Here is a 17,989-nt window from a genome sequence, read left to right as displayed (position 1 = left end):
TAAAGACACATTTTCAGAAAGCACTTGACGTAAGACTATAAAGATAGATAAAATAATACTTATTGCCTTTCTATATACTGAGAATCATTATCATATCTTGAAAAGAGCAGAGAGGGTGACAGGATGGAGCGCCTTTTAGAGGTAAAGGACCTAGCAATATCTTTCAAAACACGCGGCGGAGAAGTGCAAGCAATCCGTGGCGTCAACTTCCATGTAAATAAAGGGGAAACACTGGCGATTGTAGGCGAATCCGGTTCCGGTAAAAGCGTAACTTCCCAAGCGGTCATGAAGCTTGTTCCTGAGCCGCAGGGCATTTATAAACGTGGACAGATTTTGTTCGATGGTCAAGACCTGATTAAGAAGAGTGAGAAGCAAATGCAGAAGATTCGCGGTAAGGAAATCGGTATGATCTTTCAAGATCCGATGACCTCGCTGAATCCGATGATGAAGGTCGGTAAGCAAATTACCGAGGTTCTGTTCAAACATGAGAAAATGTCCAAAGACGCTGCATACAAACGGGGTGTCGAATTGCTCAATTTGGTGGGAATTCCTTCACCTGAGCGTCGTTTCCAGCAGTACCCGCATGAGTTCAGCGGCGGGATGCGCCAGCGTGTCGTTATTGCTATGGCACTTGCAGCCAACCCTAAGCTGCTGATTGCCGATGAGCCGACAACAGCGCTCGACGTAACGATTCAGGCGCAAATTCTTGACCTGATGAAGGATATCCAGAAGAAAATTGATACAGCAATCATCTTTATCACCCATGATCTCGGTGTCGTGGCCCGAATGGCCGACCGTGTAGCTGTTATGTATGCCGGACAAATTGTCGAGATGGGCACAGCGGAAGAAATTTTCTATGACCCAAGACATCCATATACCTGGGGATTGCTCGCTTCCATGCCGAGTCTGGAAAGCAAAGGCACCAAGCTTACAGCCATTCCAGGAACCCCTCCCGATCTGATCAAACCGCCTAAGGGCGACGCCTTTGCCTTGCGCAGCACCTATGCGATGCAAATCGATATGGAGAAAGAGCCGCCAATGTATAAGGTTTCGGACTCCCATTTGGTGAAATCCTGGCTGATGCATCCGATGGCTCCGGCTGTAGAGCCGCCTGAAGTTGTGAAGAAGAGACAACGCGTACTGAAAAATGCTTATCCAGAGCCGGTTCTGGTGGAAAGCTTCAGCGTGAATTAGTTAGATCAAGTAATGGTATACTATTGAGCTTAGCGTCAGGCCTTCGTAAGGCTTGGCGCTTTTTTGCGTGGGAGCAGAAATATATATTTCATATATATTTAAAACGAAACTAATATGTATAAATAAAAGTATTGACTAATTGTTATTTTCGCAGCAAAATGTAAGGGTATACATAGGAGGTAAGATAATGAAAAAATACACATTGACCACATTGATTTCGTTAACATTATTGGCAGGCTGCAGCGGTGATGGCGGTACGCCGAAGTTCGATAATGTTTCAGTACATGATCCTTCTGTTATTAAGGTGAACAATACATATTATGTATTCGGTTCCCATTTGGCTTCGGCCAAATCCAAGGACCTGATATCATGGAAACAAATTTCCTCCGGCGTAGCAGACGGCAACGTGCTGATTCCCAACGTCACCGAGGAATTAAGCCAGACCCTGAGTTGGGCCCAGTCGGACACACTGTGGGCACCGGATGTGATTCAGCTGGCAGACGGGAAGTTCTATATGTACTATAACGCCTGCCGTGGGGATTCTCCGTTGTCTGCAATGGGTATTGCGGTAGCCGACAAGATTGAAGGACCGTATAAGGATCAGGGGATTATCCTGAAATCCGGCATGGCTGGTGTAGGCAATGACGGTGAAATTTATGATGCTGCTGTCAAACCGAATGTGGTTGACCCTGATGTGTTTATTGATAAAGAGGGTAAGCTGTGGATGGTGTACGGCTCCTATTCCGGCGGGATCTTCATTATGGAGCTGGATGCAGCTACCGGCTTCCCGTTACCGGATCAAGGCTATGGCAAAAAGCTGCTGGGAGCAAATCACGCCCGGATTGAAGGCCCTTATATGCTGTACAGTCCTGAAACCGATTACTATTATCTGTTTCTCTCCTACGGGGGACTGGACACCAAAGGCGGCTATAATATCCGCGTAGCGCGTTCCAAGAATCCTGATGGTCCCTTTGAAGATTCCGAAGGCAAAGCGATGATTGACGCCAAGGGCACGGCCGGCAAGCTGTTCGATGATCCGGCTTATTCACCTTACGGGGTGAAGCTGATGGGCAACTTTAAGTTCATCAATAGTTCAACTGAGAATGCTGTAAGCGAGGTGGGCTACTTGTCACCGGGACATAATTCGGCTTATTATGATGCGAAGAAGAAAGAATATTATCTGATCTTCCATACGCGTTTCCCTAACCGGGGAGAAGAACACGAAGTCCGCGTACATCAGATGTTCATGAACAAGGACGGCTGGCCGGTTGTCGCTCCTCATCGTTACAGCGGTGAGAAGATCGGGACTTATACTGCAGCGGAAGTCGCCGGAGATTACAAATATGTGAATCATGGCAAAGACATTACTGCAACTACAATTCAGTCGGAACTGATTCAGCTGGGCGGCGACGGTAAGATATCGGGAGCGGTAACGGGAACATGGACGATAAGCGGAGAACACAATGCTGAGCTGACAATAGACGGGACTGTGTACAGTGGTGTCTTCCTGCAAGAATGGAATGAAGCCGTTGAGAGCCAAGTCATGACGTTCAGCGCACTTTCTGCCGGGGGGATTGCTATCTGGGGAAGTCATGTCTCGCCAGCAGCAGAGAGCAAATAGATCTATTACTATGGATTTGACCAAAAGCTCCAGCCCACTGTAAAGAACGGTGAGCTGGAGCCTTTTTTTGAAAATATAAGCATTTATTTGCTTCATGCAATATATTATCCTTCAATCTCTCTCTGAAACGGACACCGTCCTTATGAGGGCGGAGGGCGGCGAAGCCGTTTCCACTTGCAGGTCGGATTACGTTATCCATTGTCGTACTTGCTTAGGGCAATAACGGCATTATGGCCGCCAAAACCAAAAGAATTGGAGATTCCAATCTTGAGCTCGCCTTTGCGGGCAATATTAGGCACATAATCCAGGTCGCATACTTCATCAGGGGTTTCCTGATTGATGGTAGGCGGAATGATGCCGCTACTCAGGCTTTGAATCAGAGCGATGGCTTCCAGCCCGCCGGCAGCTCCAAGCGTGTGGCCGGTCATCGACTTGTTGGCGGTAACCGGAATGCGGTAAGCCGCTTCCCCGAACAGCTTCTTAATCGCCAATGTTTCCGAGCGGTCCCCGATAATGGTGCTGGTTGCATGGGCGCTGATAACATCCACTTCCTCCGGCTTGATTCCCGCTTCGCGGAGTGCAAGCTTCATCGCCTGATAAGCACCGATGCCTTCCGGATGGGTGGCTACCATGTGATAAGCATCAGAGCTGGCGCCATAACCGATGACTTCTCCATGAATCACGGCATTTCTGCGCAAGGCGTGGGAGAGTGATTCCAGAATGATAATCGCGCCGCCTTCGCCGATAACGAACCCGTCACGCTTGCCGTCAAACGGGCGGCTGGCTCTCGCGGGCTCATCGTTGCAGGTAGATAAGGAAGTGGCGTTTCCGAAGCTGGCTAACGAAATCTCGCTGACCGCCGCCTCGGAGCCTCCGGCAATTACACAATCAGCCCCGCCGTAACGGATTAACCGGAACGCTTCTCCGATCGCCGTATTGCCGATTGAACAGGCGGTGACCGGGGAGAGAGTAGGACCCAACGCTCCCAGCTTAATGCTGATCGTCGCAGCCGCCATGTTAGAGATCAGCATGGGTATCAAGGTGGGACTGACTCGTTCCGGTCCCCGTGTCCGCAGTATATCCCCTTGCTCCATCAAGGTATGAATGCCGCCTACCCCGGAACCTACATATACAGCAAGCCGTTCTCTGTCAATCTGATCCCGCTGAAGACCGGAATGCGCCCACGCATCTTCGGCGGCAGCCAGTGCGAATTGGGTGAACCGGTCCATCCGGCGGGTTTCCTTGCGGCCGAATCTGCCCTCAGGATCGAAGTCCCGCACCTCAGCGGCAATTTTGGATTTGAAATGTGAGGGATCAAATGAAGTTATTTCGGAAACTCCCGATTCGCCTGCAGTCAGGCGGCTCCAGAATTGCTCTACAGTGTTGCCGAGCGGTGAGATCAAGCCCATCCCGGTAATTACAACGCGTTCCATAATTGTCTTCCTCCATCCTTGTATATAGGGGTTATACTAGTATTTTTCCACTTTACTTATCCTATTACAAGTTGTAGTTTATACTAGTATAATTACTACTATTTATAGGACGGTTTCAGAAAGGCAGGAACAGATATTGTCCAATCAGACGAGGCTTCAGGCATTATCAGATTTCTTAAAATCACGCCGGGCGGCGATCTCTCCCGCTGACGCAGGCTTGCCGGAAGGGACGCGCAGACGAACACCCGGGCTCCGCAGAGAGGAGGTAGCGCAACTTGCCGGAGTCAGCAGCACATGGTATACCTGGCTGGAACAGGGACGTGATATCAAAGTATCGGCCTCTGTGCTGGATTGCATTGCCTCCGCACTGCAGCTGACCAAGGATGAGCGAAGCTATTTATTCGCGTTGGCCCTTGAGAATGGTCCCGGAAGTATGCCATTTGAGCAGGTGGAGGTTTCCGTCATCAGCCCGCCACTACAGAAAATTCTGCAGGAGCTTACCACCTGCCCGACCCTTATTTCGGACCGGCGCTGCGGCATCGTCGGCTGGAATGAAGCGGCGGCGCATGTTTTTCTGGATTTTGCGTCGTTGCCGCAAGAAGAACGGAACATGATCCGCCTCTTGTTCGAACGCAAGGAATTTCAGCGGCTTGCCGTGAACTGGGAACAATTCGTCAGGGGTTATCTGGCTATTTTCCGGGCGTACTACGGGCAGTATGTTGAGGATCACTGGTATGATGATTTTATTGCGGAGATGAAGGGCAAACATCCTGCGTTTCAAGCACTTTGGGAGGAGAGCCAAGTTAGCTCAGCTCCCGATGTGGTGCTCGAATTCCGCCATGCCAAAGCCGGTAAGATGCTGTTTCATCTAACCTCACTTCAGGTTCACGGAAGCACGGATCTGCGCTGCAGCATCTATACCCCCGCAGGAGCTTCAAATACAGAATCCAAGCTGAAGCAGCTTATCGGGCAGCCTGCGATCCATTAACCTGATAAATTATTTTTATGTATTCATAAAAAACTATAAATATGCAATATGGGGTTTACAGCATATACTCCTAATATAGTGTTCAATTCCTATTGGATCGGAAAAGGGGTTAAGTGCAATGGCAACAGTAAGCGGGTTGGAAGGCGTAGTGGCTGGAGAAACAGAAATTGGTTTGGTAGACGGAGAAAAGGGTTATTTGGTTTACCGCGGATATTGGGCGAAAGAACTTGCAATAAGCCGAAGTTACGAAGAAGTAGCTTATTTGCTGTGGAATGGCCAGCTGCCAAGTTCGGAGGAACTGGAGATGTTGAAGCTGGAAATGGCAGCGGCCAGAGCGATGCCGGAGTATCTGTGCAGAATTGTTGATCTGCTCCCGGCTTCGGTTCCGATGATGCTGGTTCTGCAAAGCACAGTAGCTGCTTTAGGGGAGCAGGGGAATGCAACATGGCCGCCGACGCTCCGGCAAGCCGTGCGGTTAACTGCGCTATTGCCAACGATTATTGCTTACAGATACCGCAGGTTAAAAGGACTGCCTATTGTGGAGCCGCTTCCAGAGCTTGGGCATGCCGCTAATTATTTGTATATGCTGAATGGACAAATTCCGGAGGAAGCCCATGTGCAGGCACTAAGTGCGTATTTGATTCTTTGCATGGAGCATGGAATGAATGCCTCGACTTTTGCCGGACGCGTGGTTCTCTCCACTGAATCTGATATGTGTGCAGCCGTATGTGGTGCCATTGGGGCGATGAAAGGTCCGCTGCATGGCGGAGCACCCTCCGAAGTCATCTCGATGCTGGCGGATATTGGAACGAAGGAGCGGGCTGAGCCATGGATCCGTGAGGTTCTGGATAAAGGTGGCAAGATTATGGGCTTCGGTCATCGCATTTACAAGACCAAAGATCCCCGCGCCGAAGCGCTCAAGATTGCTACCGAGGAAATGATCGGCAAGGATCCTTCCTTTGATGTGGCGATTCATGTCGAGCATACGGCGATCCGCCTGCTTGAGGAATTCAAACCGGGACGCCGGTTGTTCACTAACGTTGAGTTCTATGCTGCCGCGATCCTGCAGGCACTGGAACTGGACCCGGAGATCTTCACCCCTACGTTTACGTCCGGCAGAATTGTGGGTTGGACCTCGCATATTCTGGAGCAAGCTGCCAACAACCGTATTTTTCGTCCGCAATCCATATATACGGGACCTATGCCTGAAGGGGAGTTCTAAGAACAAGCAGTATGTAATCTGTTTATCTTATAGCGCGCAAAACATCCCTGGCCGTTGAACGTCCAGGGATGTTAGCAGGGGGAGTGAAATGAGAGAGCATGGGCGGGATACTCTGGCATTACATTAGAAATCAGAGGCAGCTCTGCTTTCCAATGATAGAACATTATATTCTCCGTTTCTATTAATGCAGCAGCGAATGACTTAAGAGATTAGCACAATTTAGAACGTTCCGCGAACGGATCATTATTCCAATCATTGTGCTCTCCAGATTATATTGATACTCCTTAGCGCTGACGCGGCATCCGGTCTTATAGAGTTGCTGCATGTTCTCCCTTACGGCTATTTCTACCATAAATCCGGTAAAGAATGAGGCCAAAGATCATGCCGGTAAAGGACATTGCTGATACGCATAAAAAGAACGTTTTTCCCCCGAACCTGTCATAAATGGCACCTCCCGCATATGAGGCCAGGATGCCCGACACCCCAAAGAACAGAAGTGCCAGCACTGTCTGGCCCGTAGCCCGCCATTCCTCCGGTACAATGCTGTACAAGTACTGGATAGCCGCCGAGTAGAAGACGGGAAATGTGAGCAACTGCAGAACCTGCAGGTAAGTGAGCAGCTGCGGATCGGTAACCCAGGCAGAAATAAAGAAACGAAGGAAATAGAAGGCTCCCGCAAAAGCGATGATAATCAGCTCTTTGCCTTTGCGCAGCCACCAGAAGCTCAAGGCAAAGACAAGGATTTCGCTTATTGCCGCAAGGAAAAATGACTGTCCCACCAACGCCGATCCTCCGCCCAGATCAATAATATATACCCCCAGAAAAGTATCGTTCATTCTTGCCGGTACAGAGCTGACAAAGACCAGCAGCAGAAATAACAGCGTTTCTTTGTTGGAGAGGAAATGCTTGAGACTGTCCAGGGTGACCGGTTTCCCGGTAACCGGGGCATCCGGCATGTTCCAGCTGACCAGGAAGCCTAGCAGACTGCTGCCGGCAAACAGCAGTCCTAGACCTTGTGCGCCAAAATAATACATTACATATCCGGTCAGCAGCGCCATGATACCATAACCGAGCGCTCCATAGGTGCGGATCGAGCCGTAGCTGATCCCGGAAGACTCGGCGATACGGAAATTGAGGCTTTCTGTCAACGGATCAATCGGCATTAGGAAAAAGTAGAGCAGCATAGCGAACAGAATCAGTTGGCTGTAACTGCTTGAGATATACAGCAGGTAGCCGACAATGGCGGAGCACAGCAGCAGGAACAGCAGTACTTTGCGGATTGTTTTGGTCCGGTCACTGATCATTCCCCATAGCGGCTGGGCGACTATCGTTATGAAACCGCCGGTGCCGACAACGAATCCGATTTGTGCCGGACTCAGACCCTGATTATCCAGGTAGACCGGAAGAAAGGGAATGAACATGGCGAGCAGGGCAAAATATAAAAAGTTAAAGCTGCGTAGCAGTTTTGGTATATTCATCACTTATATGAACCCCCGCGTATTTTAGTAGATTGGAAGAAGCAAGCCCAGTTATTGTATCATGCCTAGCAACTCTAAACAGCTTATAATATGTTACACTGGGGATAATTCTAGTGAAATGTAAGGAGAATGACGATGATAAAGCTGGTGTCCTGGAATGTAAATGGTCTGAGAGCTTGTGTGAACAAAGGCTTTAACGATTTCTTTAAGGAAAGCGGCGCAGACATCTTCTGTGTGCAGGAAACAAAGCTGCAGGAGGGGCAAATTGTCCTGGAGCAGGGTGAGGAATATATGCAATATTGGAATTATGCCCTTAAGAAGGGGTATTCGGGAACGGCGGTCTTTACCAGAATCAAACCGCTCTCCGTACGATATGGAATAGAGGAGGATACAGAGCCGGAAGGCCGGATTATTACTTTGGAATTTGCCGGTTTCTATCTCGTAAATGTATATACTCCGAATGCCAAACGGGATTTGACCCGTCTGGAATATAGAATGGAATGGGAGGACCGATTCCGCAATTATCTGCTGGCGCTGGATCAGCATAAACCGGTTGTAGTCTGCGGTGACCTCAACGTCGCCCATCAGGATATTGATTTGAAAAATGCGAAATCCAACCGGGGGAATTCAGGATTTACCGATGAAGAGCGCGGTAAAATGACGACGTTGCTTGACTCGGGTTTTGTGGATACCTTTAGATATTTTTACCCTGACACAGAAGGGGCGTATAGCTGGTGGTCCTATATGCCGAAGATCAGAGAGCGCAATGTCGGCTGGCGGATTGATTATTTCCTGGCTTCATCACGGATGGCTCCGCAGCTGGTGGAGGCCGGTATCGAGTGTAATGTCCTCGGCAGCGACCATTGTCCGGTGGTGCTGACGATTAAGGAACTGGATTCCTAATTATATTATACTTTCAAAAGGCAAAGAGGCCGTGCGTCCCCGGTAAGGGGAACATGGCCTCTTTAGCTATTCATGAACAACTCTCTTAATTGACAACTGAATCTGTAACATCCTTAGCGGATTCCTGCGGCTTCTCCGGCCATGTAATTACATTGCAGGTCTGGCTTATGTTCTCATAGAACAACACTCGTTTTTTCTTAAAGATTCCGATAAATAGATGAACAATGAAGGCCATATCCCCTAGAAATACAGCAATACGAACAACTGTTGCTAGGGCAGGAGTCAGACCGTCGAGCTGAGAAGAAACAAGAATTAGGCGGTTCATTCCAATCAGGAGCCCATACAGCAGCAAGTATCTGGTGATCAGCATCCATAGCCGGAGCCGTTCCCCTTGAGTGCTTATGCGGATGCGCACAATCCATTTGCCAAGTGTTCTTCCTCCGGCCAGACAGGGCACCAGCAGACAGAAGACACTGGTTGATATCCAGAATGCTCCTGATACAGACAAAGCATTCAGCAGAGTGAGCCCGGTCAGCCATACGAAGGCATCCAGCATAAATGCGATGCTGCGTCGGGTGAAGGTGACTCTTTTGGCCGCCAGATCCTCGTGGTTGTCGAGCTGTTCGATCTTTGGGAGCAATCCTGAAATCCACAAGGCAATTCTGAATCCGATCATCCCGCCAAGCGTATTGGTGATCAGGTCGTCGACATCAAAGATACGGTAAGGATAATCAAAGATACCGTAAATGCCGGTGATCTGTGTGACCTCGAACAGCAATGAGAGCGAAAAGGACAGCAGAATGCACACCACCCACCTGGTGCGGAAGTAGTAGCCCAGGAACAAGCCGAAGGGAATCGTCAAGACGATGTTGAACATGGTCTGAAGAAATGCAGGCTCGCGCAGTAATGCCAGATAACTTGAGGGTTGCTGAACGGAAAAATTGCCTTCTTTCAGAATCTCCTGAATAAATTGCAGTGGGATATGCTGAATTGTATTGCCCGAAGGGGGCAGGTTGTGCCGGGACGCCGGCATCGGCAGCATGATGAGATATAAGGCGTTCAGCAGATAGAGCAGCAGCAAATAAAGAACAACTGCCCTGATCTTGTTGATATATCCATGCTTCCGGTATTGAACAATGAGAAAAGGCAGCGTGAAGAACAGCGCCGCTACAGGAAAGGTCATAAAGGCGTATGAGATCGGAAATAGATACGATTGAAACATGGTTCACCTGCCATTTTGTTAGTTTACTGAGCTTACCCGCACAGGAAGATACCCTTGCTGTTAGACGTTGCTTACTGGCGGAATCACTGCAGCAGAATCTATTTCATTATAGAAGTTTATGGAATAGGGCTCAACTTATTTATTGGCCTCATCCGGCATACATATGTTTGGAGAGGAGCGTGAGCAATCATGGAGAAGAAGGTTCAGCAGTATTATAAACTCAAAACAAAACAAAAGGAGCTTGAGAAGGAATTGGCCGAGCTGCGGCAGGATATTTTGTCTTACTGCAGTGAACTCGGGGAGACGGAGGCAGTGATTGGCAGCTACAAGGTTAAGCTTGTCACGCAGAACCGCAAGGAATATGATGATGAAAAGCTGTACAACACGTTGTCCGACCCGGAGGTTTGGCGTCTGCTCTCAAAGACTGATCCGGCAAAGGTGGCCAGTCTGACCAAACTGAATATCATCGCAGAAGAAAAGATTCAGCATACTTACGCTGTGAAGACCGTGACCTTGTTGCAGGTGGATAAACAATAGGCACTGATGTTGCACGGGTTAAAAGAACCCTTTGCCCTATCTATGAGAAACAGACAGCGGCTCCTGCATGGGGCCGTTTTTTTGTGAAGAAGTGAAACATATTCGCTGGTTCCGGCGTGTTATCAGTGAAGGGGGGAGACGGATTGGAGAAACAATTGCCCTGCACTGAGAAATACATAACTGAAATGGTCCGGAAACATTCAGACATGGTACTGCGGCTTGCCTTAGCTTATGTCAGGAATATGGCTGATGCGCAGGATATTTGCCAGGATGTTTTTATCAGACTGTTCCAGCATCATCCTGAGTTTGCAGATCAGGATCATGAACGGGCATGGATGATAAGAGTCACTATTAACCGGTGTAAGGACATGCTGCGAAGCCCATGGAAAAGGTACATCTCTGCTCTGGAAAGACCGGAATTGCCCATACCTGAAGCGGAGGAGCGGGAGTTGGTATCAGCAGTGCTGAAGCTTCCCGTCAAATACCGGATAGTCATTCATCTCTATTATTTCGAAAATTACAGCACGGCAGAGATCGCCGCAATGCTGCAGTATAAAGAAGGTACAGTCCGCACACAGCTGAAGCGTGCAAGAGAGCGGCTGAAAGCCGTAATGGGAGGGATGGAGGATGAATAAATATGTGACTGGGATGAGGAAAATTACGGCTTCAACAGAGCTTGCAGAGAGGATAGTGAAGAAAGCCGTTCAGGAAAAAGCTGAATCGGATACAGGTAAGCCTGTGCTAACCCGCCGTTATAGACTACAACCTGCCGTATCCATCATCACCGCAGCGCTGGTTCTTCTTTCACTGCTTAGTTTGTTTCTGATCCAGAGTAACGGCCAGCGCCAGCCGGGTCAACGCCCCTTCCTGTCAGACATCTTCGCGGTAACGGTGTATGCCGCAAACGGTGAGCCGCAACAGGTACAGCCGGAAATTAAGTTCCCCATCGGGGACTATCGTGTGACCAACAGCAGGTCGCCGGGATTTCCGATACAGATTACGGCTGACGGCGCGGATGAAATCAGGCTGCAGACAACAGAGGGCAGTTTTCTTCGCTGGACTCCGCCGGATTATATGGTGCATGAGCTCGGAACAAAGACGGCCATTGCATCCGGAGATACGATTTATTGGTCGCCATTACCCAGCAAGAATAGGGAGTGTGAACTGACCCTTACTGCCTACAGCAATCATACTGAAATTGGCAGGGCGCTTATTAGGATACAGTCTGACGAATCCGGTACTTACTCTGGTAAACTGGTGGGAAATGAGCAACAGTAGAGGTCAAATCATAAAGAATCGCAACGAGGATCATTTTGCGTTAAAATAACAAGAGCAGTTCGTTTGGATTTGTAGAACTACAGCAATCTTAGATATGGAGGAAAAGAAGTCATGAAGGATTTTGAAGTAATGCTGGAGAAATATGCGGACCTCGTTGTGAAGGTCGGAGTAAATGTACAGCCTGGACAAGTGCTGATGATCCATTCTCCCCTGGAGACAGCCGAGCTTACGCGCCTGATCGTAGGCAAAGCCTATGAGGCCGGTGCTAAATACGTCATGGTTGACTGGGATGATGAGGCGGTTACGCGCATCCGTTACGAAAAGGCTCCCGAAGACTCTTTTGGTTATTACCCGCAATGGCATGCGGATATGCTGGAGGGTTTTGCCGAAGAGGGTGGAGCAATCTTACATATTAAAGTACCCGATCCGGAGCTGTTCCGCGGCATTGATTCCTCGAAAGTATCAACAGCCGTCAAGGCTGCTGCAGTGGCGCGGAAGAAATATCAGAACTATACCCGGAACAATAAAATCAGCTGGTCCCTCATCAAAGCGCCGACGCGTGCATGGGCGGATAAGGTATTTGCCGATCTTCCAGCAGAAAAACGAGTGGAAGCGATGTGGAAAGCGGTATTCCAGATGAACCGCGTAGGCAGTGAGGACCCTGTTGCTGCCTGGCGGGAGCATATTGCCCAGCTGAAGCAAAGCCAGGACCGGATGAATGCCAAGCGCTACAAAAGCCTGCATTACCGCGCCCCCGGCACGGACCTGCATTTGGAGCTGCCTGAAGGCCATTTGTGGCGCGGCGGCGGCGGGGAGAATGGCAGCGGAGTATACTTCGTAGCGAACATGCCTACGGAAGAAATCTATACGATGCCGCGTCGCACAGGCGTCAACGGCACAGTGGCCAGTACCCTTCCTTTGAATTTGAACGGGCGTCTAGTGGATGGCATCACCGTTACTTTTACAAACGGCAAGGTTACCGCATACGATGCCGAGTCCGGGCGTGAGCATCTGACTTCACTTCTGGAAACGGATGAAGGTGCTTCCTATCTGGGCGAAGTGGCCCTGGTGCAGCACGACTCGCCAATTTCCCGTATGAGCCGGGTATTCTATAATACAGGCATCGATGAGAATGCTTCCTGCCATTTTGCGCTGGGCAGTGCCTACCCTGTCAATATTGAAGGCGGCGTTGGACTTAGCAGCCAAGAATTGCTGGCGAAAGGCGCCAATGTAAGTTTAACGCATGTTGATTTCATGGTCGGCTCAGCTGAGCTTGATATCGACGGTGAACTGGCGGATGGTACCATTGAACCCGTATTCCGCAAAGGAAACTGGGTGCTGTAAAATACATTTATCTTAAAGTCGTAGACCGCTGAAAGGCTGGGTTACGGCTTTTTTTTTGTCAATTTTCACTTTGCGGAGTGAAGAAAAGGATAAATTACAATTTAAGAAAACTGTTTACGTGCTCTCCCCGTCTTAACTATGTAAGGAAGGGGGAAGGAGGAGGAAAGATGACGATGTCCGGGGTAGAGATGAAGAGGGTTAGCAGCACAGTGTCGCGGGAAGAATCTGTGTTCTATGACACTGTGATGGAGCATAGTGAGCAGCTGTATCGCCTAGCTTACAGTTATTTGGGCAACCGGAACGATGCGCTGGAAGCGGTACAGGAAATGACCTGCCGGGCCTGGATCAAGCGGAAAACGCTGAAAGATCCCAAGGCATTTAAATCTTGGATCATCCGGATTCTGATATATGTCTGCATAGATGAGCAGAGAAGACGCAAGCGCAGTGTTCCGACAGCGGACGAACAAATGCAGGAGCCCGTTACAATGCATAATACCAGCAGGATGGAAATGCTCTGGGCACTTGAACAAGTGAAACCCAAGTACCGTCATGTGCTGCTGCTTAAATACTACAATGACATGACGTTGACCGAGATTGCGGAATTGTTGAATAAGCCGGAAGGGACAATCAAAACCTGGCAGCATAAAGGGCTTAAGCAGCTTAGGACGATTATCAGGAATCGGGGTGACTGGAATGATCAGTAACAAGGAAGAAGAGGAATTGCTGTCAAACGCGGTTCAGATGCACCAGCAGGTAGAAGTGGAATTGGAGCAGCAGAGCAGCGCGATAAGATTTGCGGTTCAAAAGGGGCTTGAGAGGGGTAAGCGAAAAAGCAAGATGGCTTTATTCTCCAGAAGCACATTCATGGGATTTGCCGCAGCTGCTGCGGTCGCCATTCTGCTGTTTGTTCTTCCCTATATCCAGTCAGAGCCGCAAACGGCCCGGCTGTTGCAAAGAATCGACTGGACAGGGCTGGAGGATTTCAAAGATCTTTCTTCATTTGATGTCGACGACGAAACCGTATATTCCGCACTTAGAAACGGATATATTCAAAAGATCAACAAATCGGTGAGCAGCGAAGGCTTTACGGTGACCTTGAACGCCGTTACTGCGGACGAGAATAAGCTTATTATGCTATACACGGCTACCACAGATAACGCTAAGGAGATTCACAGTATAAATAGTGCAAAACTTGAAGACAAGGCAACGAACAGTTATTTGAAAGATACGATGCGGGTGGCCAGCCATTTTAGGGGACCGGGTGTGAAGAGTTACAGTAAATTCATCGGGCGGAGCACATTCGACCTCGACCGTAACAAGCCATTCCCTGAACAGCTGGAAGCGGATTTTAAAATTGCTTTGGTAGATCCTGGCATGATGGAGGACCCCAATTCGGAAATTGCTTATGAAGATGTACAATATTCTCCCAGTCTTAAAATCAGTTTTACTTTAGCTTCCAAGTTTAAGGAGCATCCAACCCAAACCATATATCCCGACAAGACTTTTACACTTGAAGGGCATGAGATAACGCTGACCCAGGTTGAATTCTCTCCGTTAATGACCAGGGTGAATATGGCGATGAAGGAGAACGAGCGTGATCAATGGCAGATAAGAGACAAATTGTTTGTGGCGATCAGAGGAACGGAAATTGCCTCTGAGACGAAAAAGGATGTAGATCAGCTTCTCTCGTACTCCGGGGGCGGGACGGATGAGGGTTTTAGTTATCTGCTCAGCAGCAATCTTTTGGATAACCCAAGGTCTATGGAGCTGTTAATTAAGACTGGATCAGAGGAAGAGGGACTATCGGAGATCAAGCTTAAGATTCCTGTAGTTAATCAATAACCTTTGCCTTGTACACACTGAAACTATATAGATTGAACTTGTGGTTTTAGATTTTAGGACCAGTCGCAACTACAGTGAATATTTGGACTTCCGGCCGCTGTTGTCTTCAAATTTCTTGATTTTAACCGCTATAGCGGTAGAAATCCGAAGACTGCTTATGCCTTCAATGATGCTAGCTTTCCTTCGGAAAGCTTTCAGGCGGACACTACCGTTCCTCCAGTTCCAAAATTCCCCTCCGTTGCTCCTTTCCCTTTTCTCAAATTTTTAAGTTCAATCTATATAGTAATAAACTGGGTCAGCATGGTCGTGCTGACCCAGTCTCTTTTATCCCTGTAGATGAGAGGTATCATTAAATACTTGTAGGGAGTGCTGCTAGCCTTATAGATTAAGCTGGACCCAGTCTCTTTCAAGCATCGAATAGATTAGCTCATCACACCAGGTTTGATTGCAATATCTTGTCTCCCGGAGTACGCCATCCTTGATCATGCCCACCCGGATCATCAGGTTCTCAGAGCGGATGTTATCGGCGTTGGCATACGCTACGATTCGATGGGCCTGAAGCGACTCAAAGGCATAGCAGGTCATCAGCCTGACCGCTTCCGCAGCATAACCCTGCCGCCAATAATCCGGATGCAGCGCCCAGCCGATTTCCCATTCCCTGATTTCTGACCAGTTCAGCTTAAGGCTGACGCCACCTAAGGGTATGTTATCTGCAGTTCTGCAAATGATCAAATTGAAATGTTCACGGGGTTTGCACTGTGCATGTGATAAAGCTGCTTCAAAATCCTTTTGAATTTGTGCGGCATCCGGTTTGTGGTTCTCGAAACGGGTGGTCAGCTCATGACCCTCCAATTCCCCGAAAAAAGTACGGTCGCTGCCGGTAAAATCCCTTAGCTGTATTCGCTCGCCTATAATTTCCATTCTCTATTGCTCCTGTCTGTCTCCATTATTAAATCGAAATACCATCTTAGGCCCATCTACAGTCGTTTCAAGCTTCTCTTCATACTTGCCTTTGTCCGCAAGTTTGATCTGAACATTCATAACAGGCCAGCTTTCTCCAGTAAAGGATGGTTGTAATTATACCGAGTATATATTTGCCTGAAACCTCGTACAAGAGAGAGTTCAGTTAAAAAAGAAGTATGCACCTATTCAATAGAGAAAGACTGTTTTCTATCCGACTAGAAATGATAACGATTATCAATTAGAATAAAACAGTGAGTTGAAACAAGAGAATATGCCAAGCAAAAGCAGCAGAGCTAGAGGCGCTTATGGCATCATAGGAGGAATCATTGATGTTTATTCAGACCAGATCCATCGTCATTGAGAAGGGGAACAGCGATAAAGTGATTGAAAAGTTCAGTGCACCGGGGGCGCTGGAGGAAATGGAAGGGCTCATTGATATCAGCATTACGCTGAACAAGAAGAGCAAGGATACTGAGGAGGTCTTGCTCCTGATCCGCTGGGAATCAGAGGAAGCGTGGAAGAATTGGGAGAAAAGTGATGCTCATATCCAGGGTCACCGCAACAGCAGGGGCCAAGAGAAGCCGGCTTTTATCATCAGCACAACGGTAAATATGTATGAAGTACAGAAGATAAAAGAAGGCAAGGCCTACGGAAAACAAGTGTAGGATACAGACGGCCACGGTGGTTTGCAAAAGAACCGCCGACGGCTGGTTTGACAACTATGTCGGAAACGTTCCCGAAAACGACATTTACATAATATAGATAAAGAATTATAATTATCGTTAATATCGGGAACGTTTCCGAAAATAAGGAGGTATCTGATCATGATGCGCAGAAATGTGGTGTGGCTGCTCGGCACTATTATTGTACTCGCAGCACTGGCTGGTTTGTATCTGCGGAATGAGCAAGCCAAAGATATAGCAGACCCTGTGTTAGAACAGACAATACAGTCCTCTATGCCCAATACAGCGGAACCTGCCGCTGCAGAAGCCAGCATTGCTCCCGATCAGGCAGACAATCCGCTGACAGATTTAGTTGCCAAGTATAAGGACCTGGGTCTTATCGACGCCCATAATCATGATGCCAGTCTAATGAAGTATATTCTTATGCTAAAGACTTGGAAAGATCATGGGGTGCAGCAAGTAGTACTGTTTGGTGATGTGTCTGAACCAAGTGCCGTTATTTCCGATATATTTGCATGGAAGGCTTATCAGGAGCACCCGGAGACTATTATTCCGTATTTCTGCGGATTTGACCTGCATCGCGCAGAGAGCCTGACGGTAGTAAGAAATAATCTGGAGCAGGGATATATGGGCATTGGCGAAATCGTTGCTGCCTCCACGATGTCACCGGTTGTATCCCGGGTGGCCTGGAAGGCCAATCATCCTCTCGATGGCTATCTCCCGCAAATCTATGATTTGGCCGCTGAATACAAGGTGCCGGTGCTGCTGCACATTGATCCGCCTAGCGGTATGCCGGTTGAGAAGCTGGAGCAGGCACTGGAAGAGCATCCGGACACGATGATGATTTTTGCGCATATGAATGCCTACAATACACCGAAAGAGATTGAGCGGCTGCTTTCCGCACACCCCAATTTATATGCTGACTTTTTTGCCGGGTTCTCTATTTATAATCCAGCTGGGGGTGCGCCGGAACAATTCATTCCTGTCATGAAAAAGTTCCCCGACCGCTTTATGCTAAGCACAGACTCCGGGTATGGAATAGCGGGTGAAGAACAGGCAATAGCAGCGATGTACCAAATGCTTGAGCTGATGGAGGATCCTGTCCTTGCGCGGAAAATCGCTCATGACAATCTGGCCGCGCTCATACAGGATCAACCCGCAACCAAAACTCAGCGTCAAGCTCTGCGCAAGCTTGAGCAGGATACCGGAAAGGACTATCATGTGGAAACGCTCTTGAAGGTGGAGGCGGGTAAAATTTTGGCGGAAGCCGCAAAAGGATGA

17 protein-coding genes are annotated in these 17,989 nt (G+C 48.6%); 13 read left to right on the top strand and 4 right to left on the bottom strand.

The genetic code is table 11. From position 1 onward, the window contains the following. Positions 1 to 123: 123 nt before the first annotated feature. The gene (locus AC3WT9_RS07790; RefSeq protein WP_038590915.1) at positions 124 to 1,194 is read left to right on the top strand and encodes an ABC transporter ATP-binding protein; all 1,071 of its coding nucleotides are present in this window, start codon (positions 124 to 126) and stop codon (positions 1,192 to 1,194) included. Positions 1,195 to 1,381: 187 nt separating this feature from the next. Beyond that, the gene (gene abnB / locus AC3WT9_RS07785) at positions 1,382 to 2,815 is read left to right on the top strand and encodes an arabinan endo-1,5-alpha-L-arabinosidase AbnB (protein WP_341378374.1); all 1,434 of its coding nucleotides are present in this window, start codon (positions 1,382 to 1,384) and stop codon (positions 2,813 to 2,815) included. Positions 2,816 to 3,006: 191 nt separating this feature from the next. Here abnB and fabF read toward each other — a convergent pair whose 3' ends face one another. After that, positions 3,007 to 4,248: a beta-ketoacyl-ACP synthase II gene (gene fabF, locus AC3WT9_RS07780; protein ID WP_341092600.1), complete on the bottom strand. Its 1,242-nt coding sequence runs from the start codon at positions 4,246 to 4,248 to the stop codon at positions 3,007 to 3,009. 136 nt (positions 4,249 to 4,384) lie between these two features. On the opposite strand from fabF, the gene AC3WT9_RS07775 reads away from it, so the two are divergent. Together AC3WT9_RS07775 and AC3WT9_RS07770 are read left to right on the top strand one after the other, a co-directional pair. Further along, entirely contained in the window at positions 4,385 to 5,236 is an 852-nt protein-coding gene (locus AC3WT9_RS07775; protein ID WP_341092602.1) for a helix-turn-helix transcriptional regulator, read from the top strand. A 118-nt stretch (positions 5,237 to 5,354) separates the two neighbouring features. Then, complete coding sequence (locus AC3WT9_RS07770; RefSeq protein WP_341092604.1) at positions 5,355 to 6,458, top strand: citrate synthase; 1,104 nt, start codon at positions 5,355 to 5,357, stop codon at positions 6,456 to 6,458. Positions 6,459 to 6,766: 308 nt separating this feature from the next. Here AC3WT9_RS07770 and AC3WT9_RS07765 read toward each other — a convergent pair whose 3' ends face one another. Then, entirely contained in the window at positions 6,767 to 7,936 is a 1,170-nt protein-coding gene (locus tag AC3WT9_RS07765) for an MFS transporter (protein WP_341092606.1), read from the bottom strand. Between the two features lie 138 nt (positions 7,937 to 8,074). Between AC3WT9_RS07765 and AC3WT9_RS07760 the strand changes: the two genes are divergently transcribed. Further along, positions 8,075 to 8,839: an exodeoxyribonuclease III gene (locus AC3WT9_RS07760; protein WP_340899846.1), complete on the top strand. Its 765-nt coding sequence runs from the start codon at positions 8,075 to 8,077 to the stop codon at positions 8,837 to 8,839. Positions 8,840 to 8,924: 85 nt separating this feature from the next. Here the strand turns inward: AC3WT9_RS07760 and AC3WT9_RS07755 are convergent, their stop codons facing one another. Further along, entirely contained in the window at positions 8,925 to 10,061 is a 1,137-nt protein-coding gene (locus AC3WT9_RS07755) for a VanZ family protein (protein WP_341092607.1), read from the bottom strand. A 189-nt stretch (positions 10,062 to 10,250) separates the two neighbouring features. Here AC3WT9_RS07755 and AC3WT9_RS07750 point away from each other — a divergent pair, with 189 nt between their 5' ends. The 6 genes from AC3WT9_RS07750 (at position 10,251) to AC3WT9_RS07725 (ending at position 15,062) form a co-directional block, all read left to right on the top strand. After that, the gene (locus AC3WT9_RS07750; RefSeq protein WP_341092609.1) at positions 10,251 to 10,598 is read left to right on the top strand and encodes a hypothetical protein; all 348 of its coding nucleotides are present in this window, start codon (positions 10,251 to 10,253) and stop codon (positions 10,596 to 10,598) included. 143 nt (positions 10,599 to 10,741) lie between these two features. Further along, positions 10,742 to 11,233 carry a sigma-70 family RNA polymerase sigma factor gene (locus AC3WT9_RS07745; RefSeq protein WP_341092610.1) on the top strand — a complete coding sequence of 164 codons (492 nt, stop codon included), beginning with the start codon at positions 10,742 to 10,744 and terminating at the stop codon, positions 11,231 to 11,233. Further along, entirely contained in the window at positions 11,226 to 11,876 is a 651-nt protein-coding gene (locus AC3WT9_RS07740; protein WP_341378376.1) for a hypothetical protein, read from the top strand. The genes AC3WT9_RS07745 and AC3WT9_RS07740 overlap by 8 nt, the downstream gene beginning before the upstream one ends. 111 nt (positions 11,877 to 11,987) lie before the next feature. Further along, positions 11,988 to 13,220, top strand: coding sequence for an aminopeptidase (locus tag AC3WT9_RS07735; protein ID WP_341378377.1), 1,233 nt, complete (start codon positions 11,988 to 11,990; stop codon positions 13,218 to 13,220). A gap of 167 nt (positions 13,221 to 13,387) precedes the next feature. Continuing rightward, positions 13,388 to 13,924 carry a sigma-70 family RNA polymerase sigma factor gene (locus tag AC3WT9_RS07730; RefSeq protein ID WP_341378378.1) on the top strand — a complete coding sequence of 179 codons (537 nt, stop codon included), beginning with the start codon at positions 13,388 to 13,390 and terminating at the stop codon, positions 13,922 to 13,924. Next, a complete protein-coding gene (locus tag AC3WT9_RS07725) occupies positions 13,914 to 15,062 on the top strand; it encodes a DUF4179 domain-containing protein (RefSeq protein WP_341378379.1) in 1,149 nt (382 codons plus the stop codon). The genes AC3WT9_RS07730 and AC3WT9_RS07725 overlap by 11 nt, the downstream gene beginning before the upstream one ends. Before the next feature lie 378 nt (positions 15,063 to 15,440). Here the strand turns inward: AC3WT9_RS07725 and AC3WT9_RS07720 are convergent, their stop codons facing one another. After that, a complete protein-coding gene (locus AC3WT9_RS07720; RefSeq protein WP_341378380.1) occupies positions 15,441 to 15,983 on the bottom strand; it encodes a GNAT family N-acetyltransferase in 543 nt (180 codons plus the stop codon). A gap of 371 nt (positions 15,984 to 16,354) precedes the next feature. Between AC3WT9_RS07720 and AC3WT9_RS07715 the strand changes: the two genes are divergently transcribed. Continuing rightward, complete coding sequence (locus AC3WT9_RS07715; protein ID WP_341378381.1) at positions 16,355 to 16,690, top strand: antibiotic biosynthesis monooxygenase; 336 nt, start codon at positions 16,355 to 16,357, stop codon at positions 16,688 to 16,690. A gap of 159 nt (positions 16,691 to 16,849) precedes the next feature. Further along, on the top strand, positions 16,850 to 17,989 hold the full coding sequence (locus tag AC3WT9_RS07710) for an amidohydrolase family protein (RefSeq protein WP_341378382.1): 1,140 nt from the start codon (positions 16,850 to 16,852) through the stop codon (positions 17,987 to 17,989).

It is taken from the genome of Paenibacillus sp. EB106-06-01-XG199, assembly GCF_058791575.1.
Note: the sequence above shows the minus strand (reverse complement) of the source record. Positions and strands in the feature narration are given on the sequence as shown.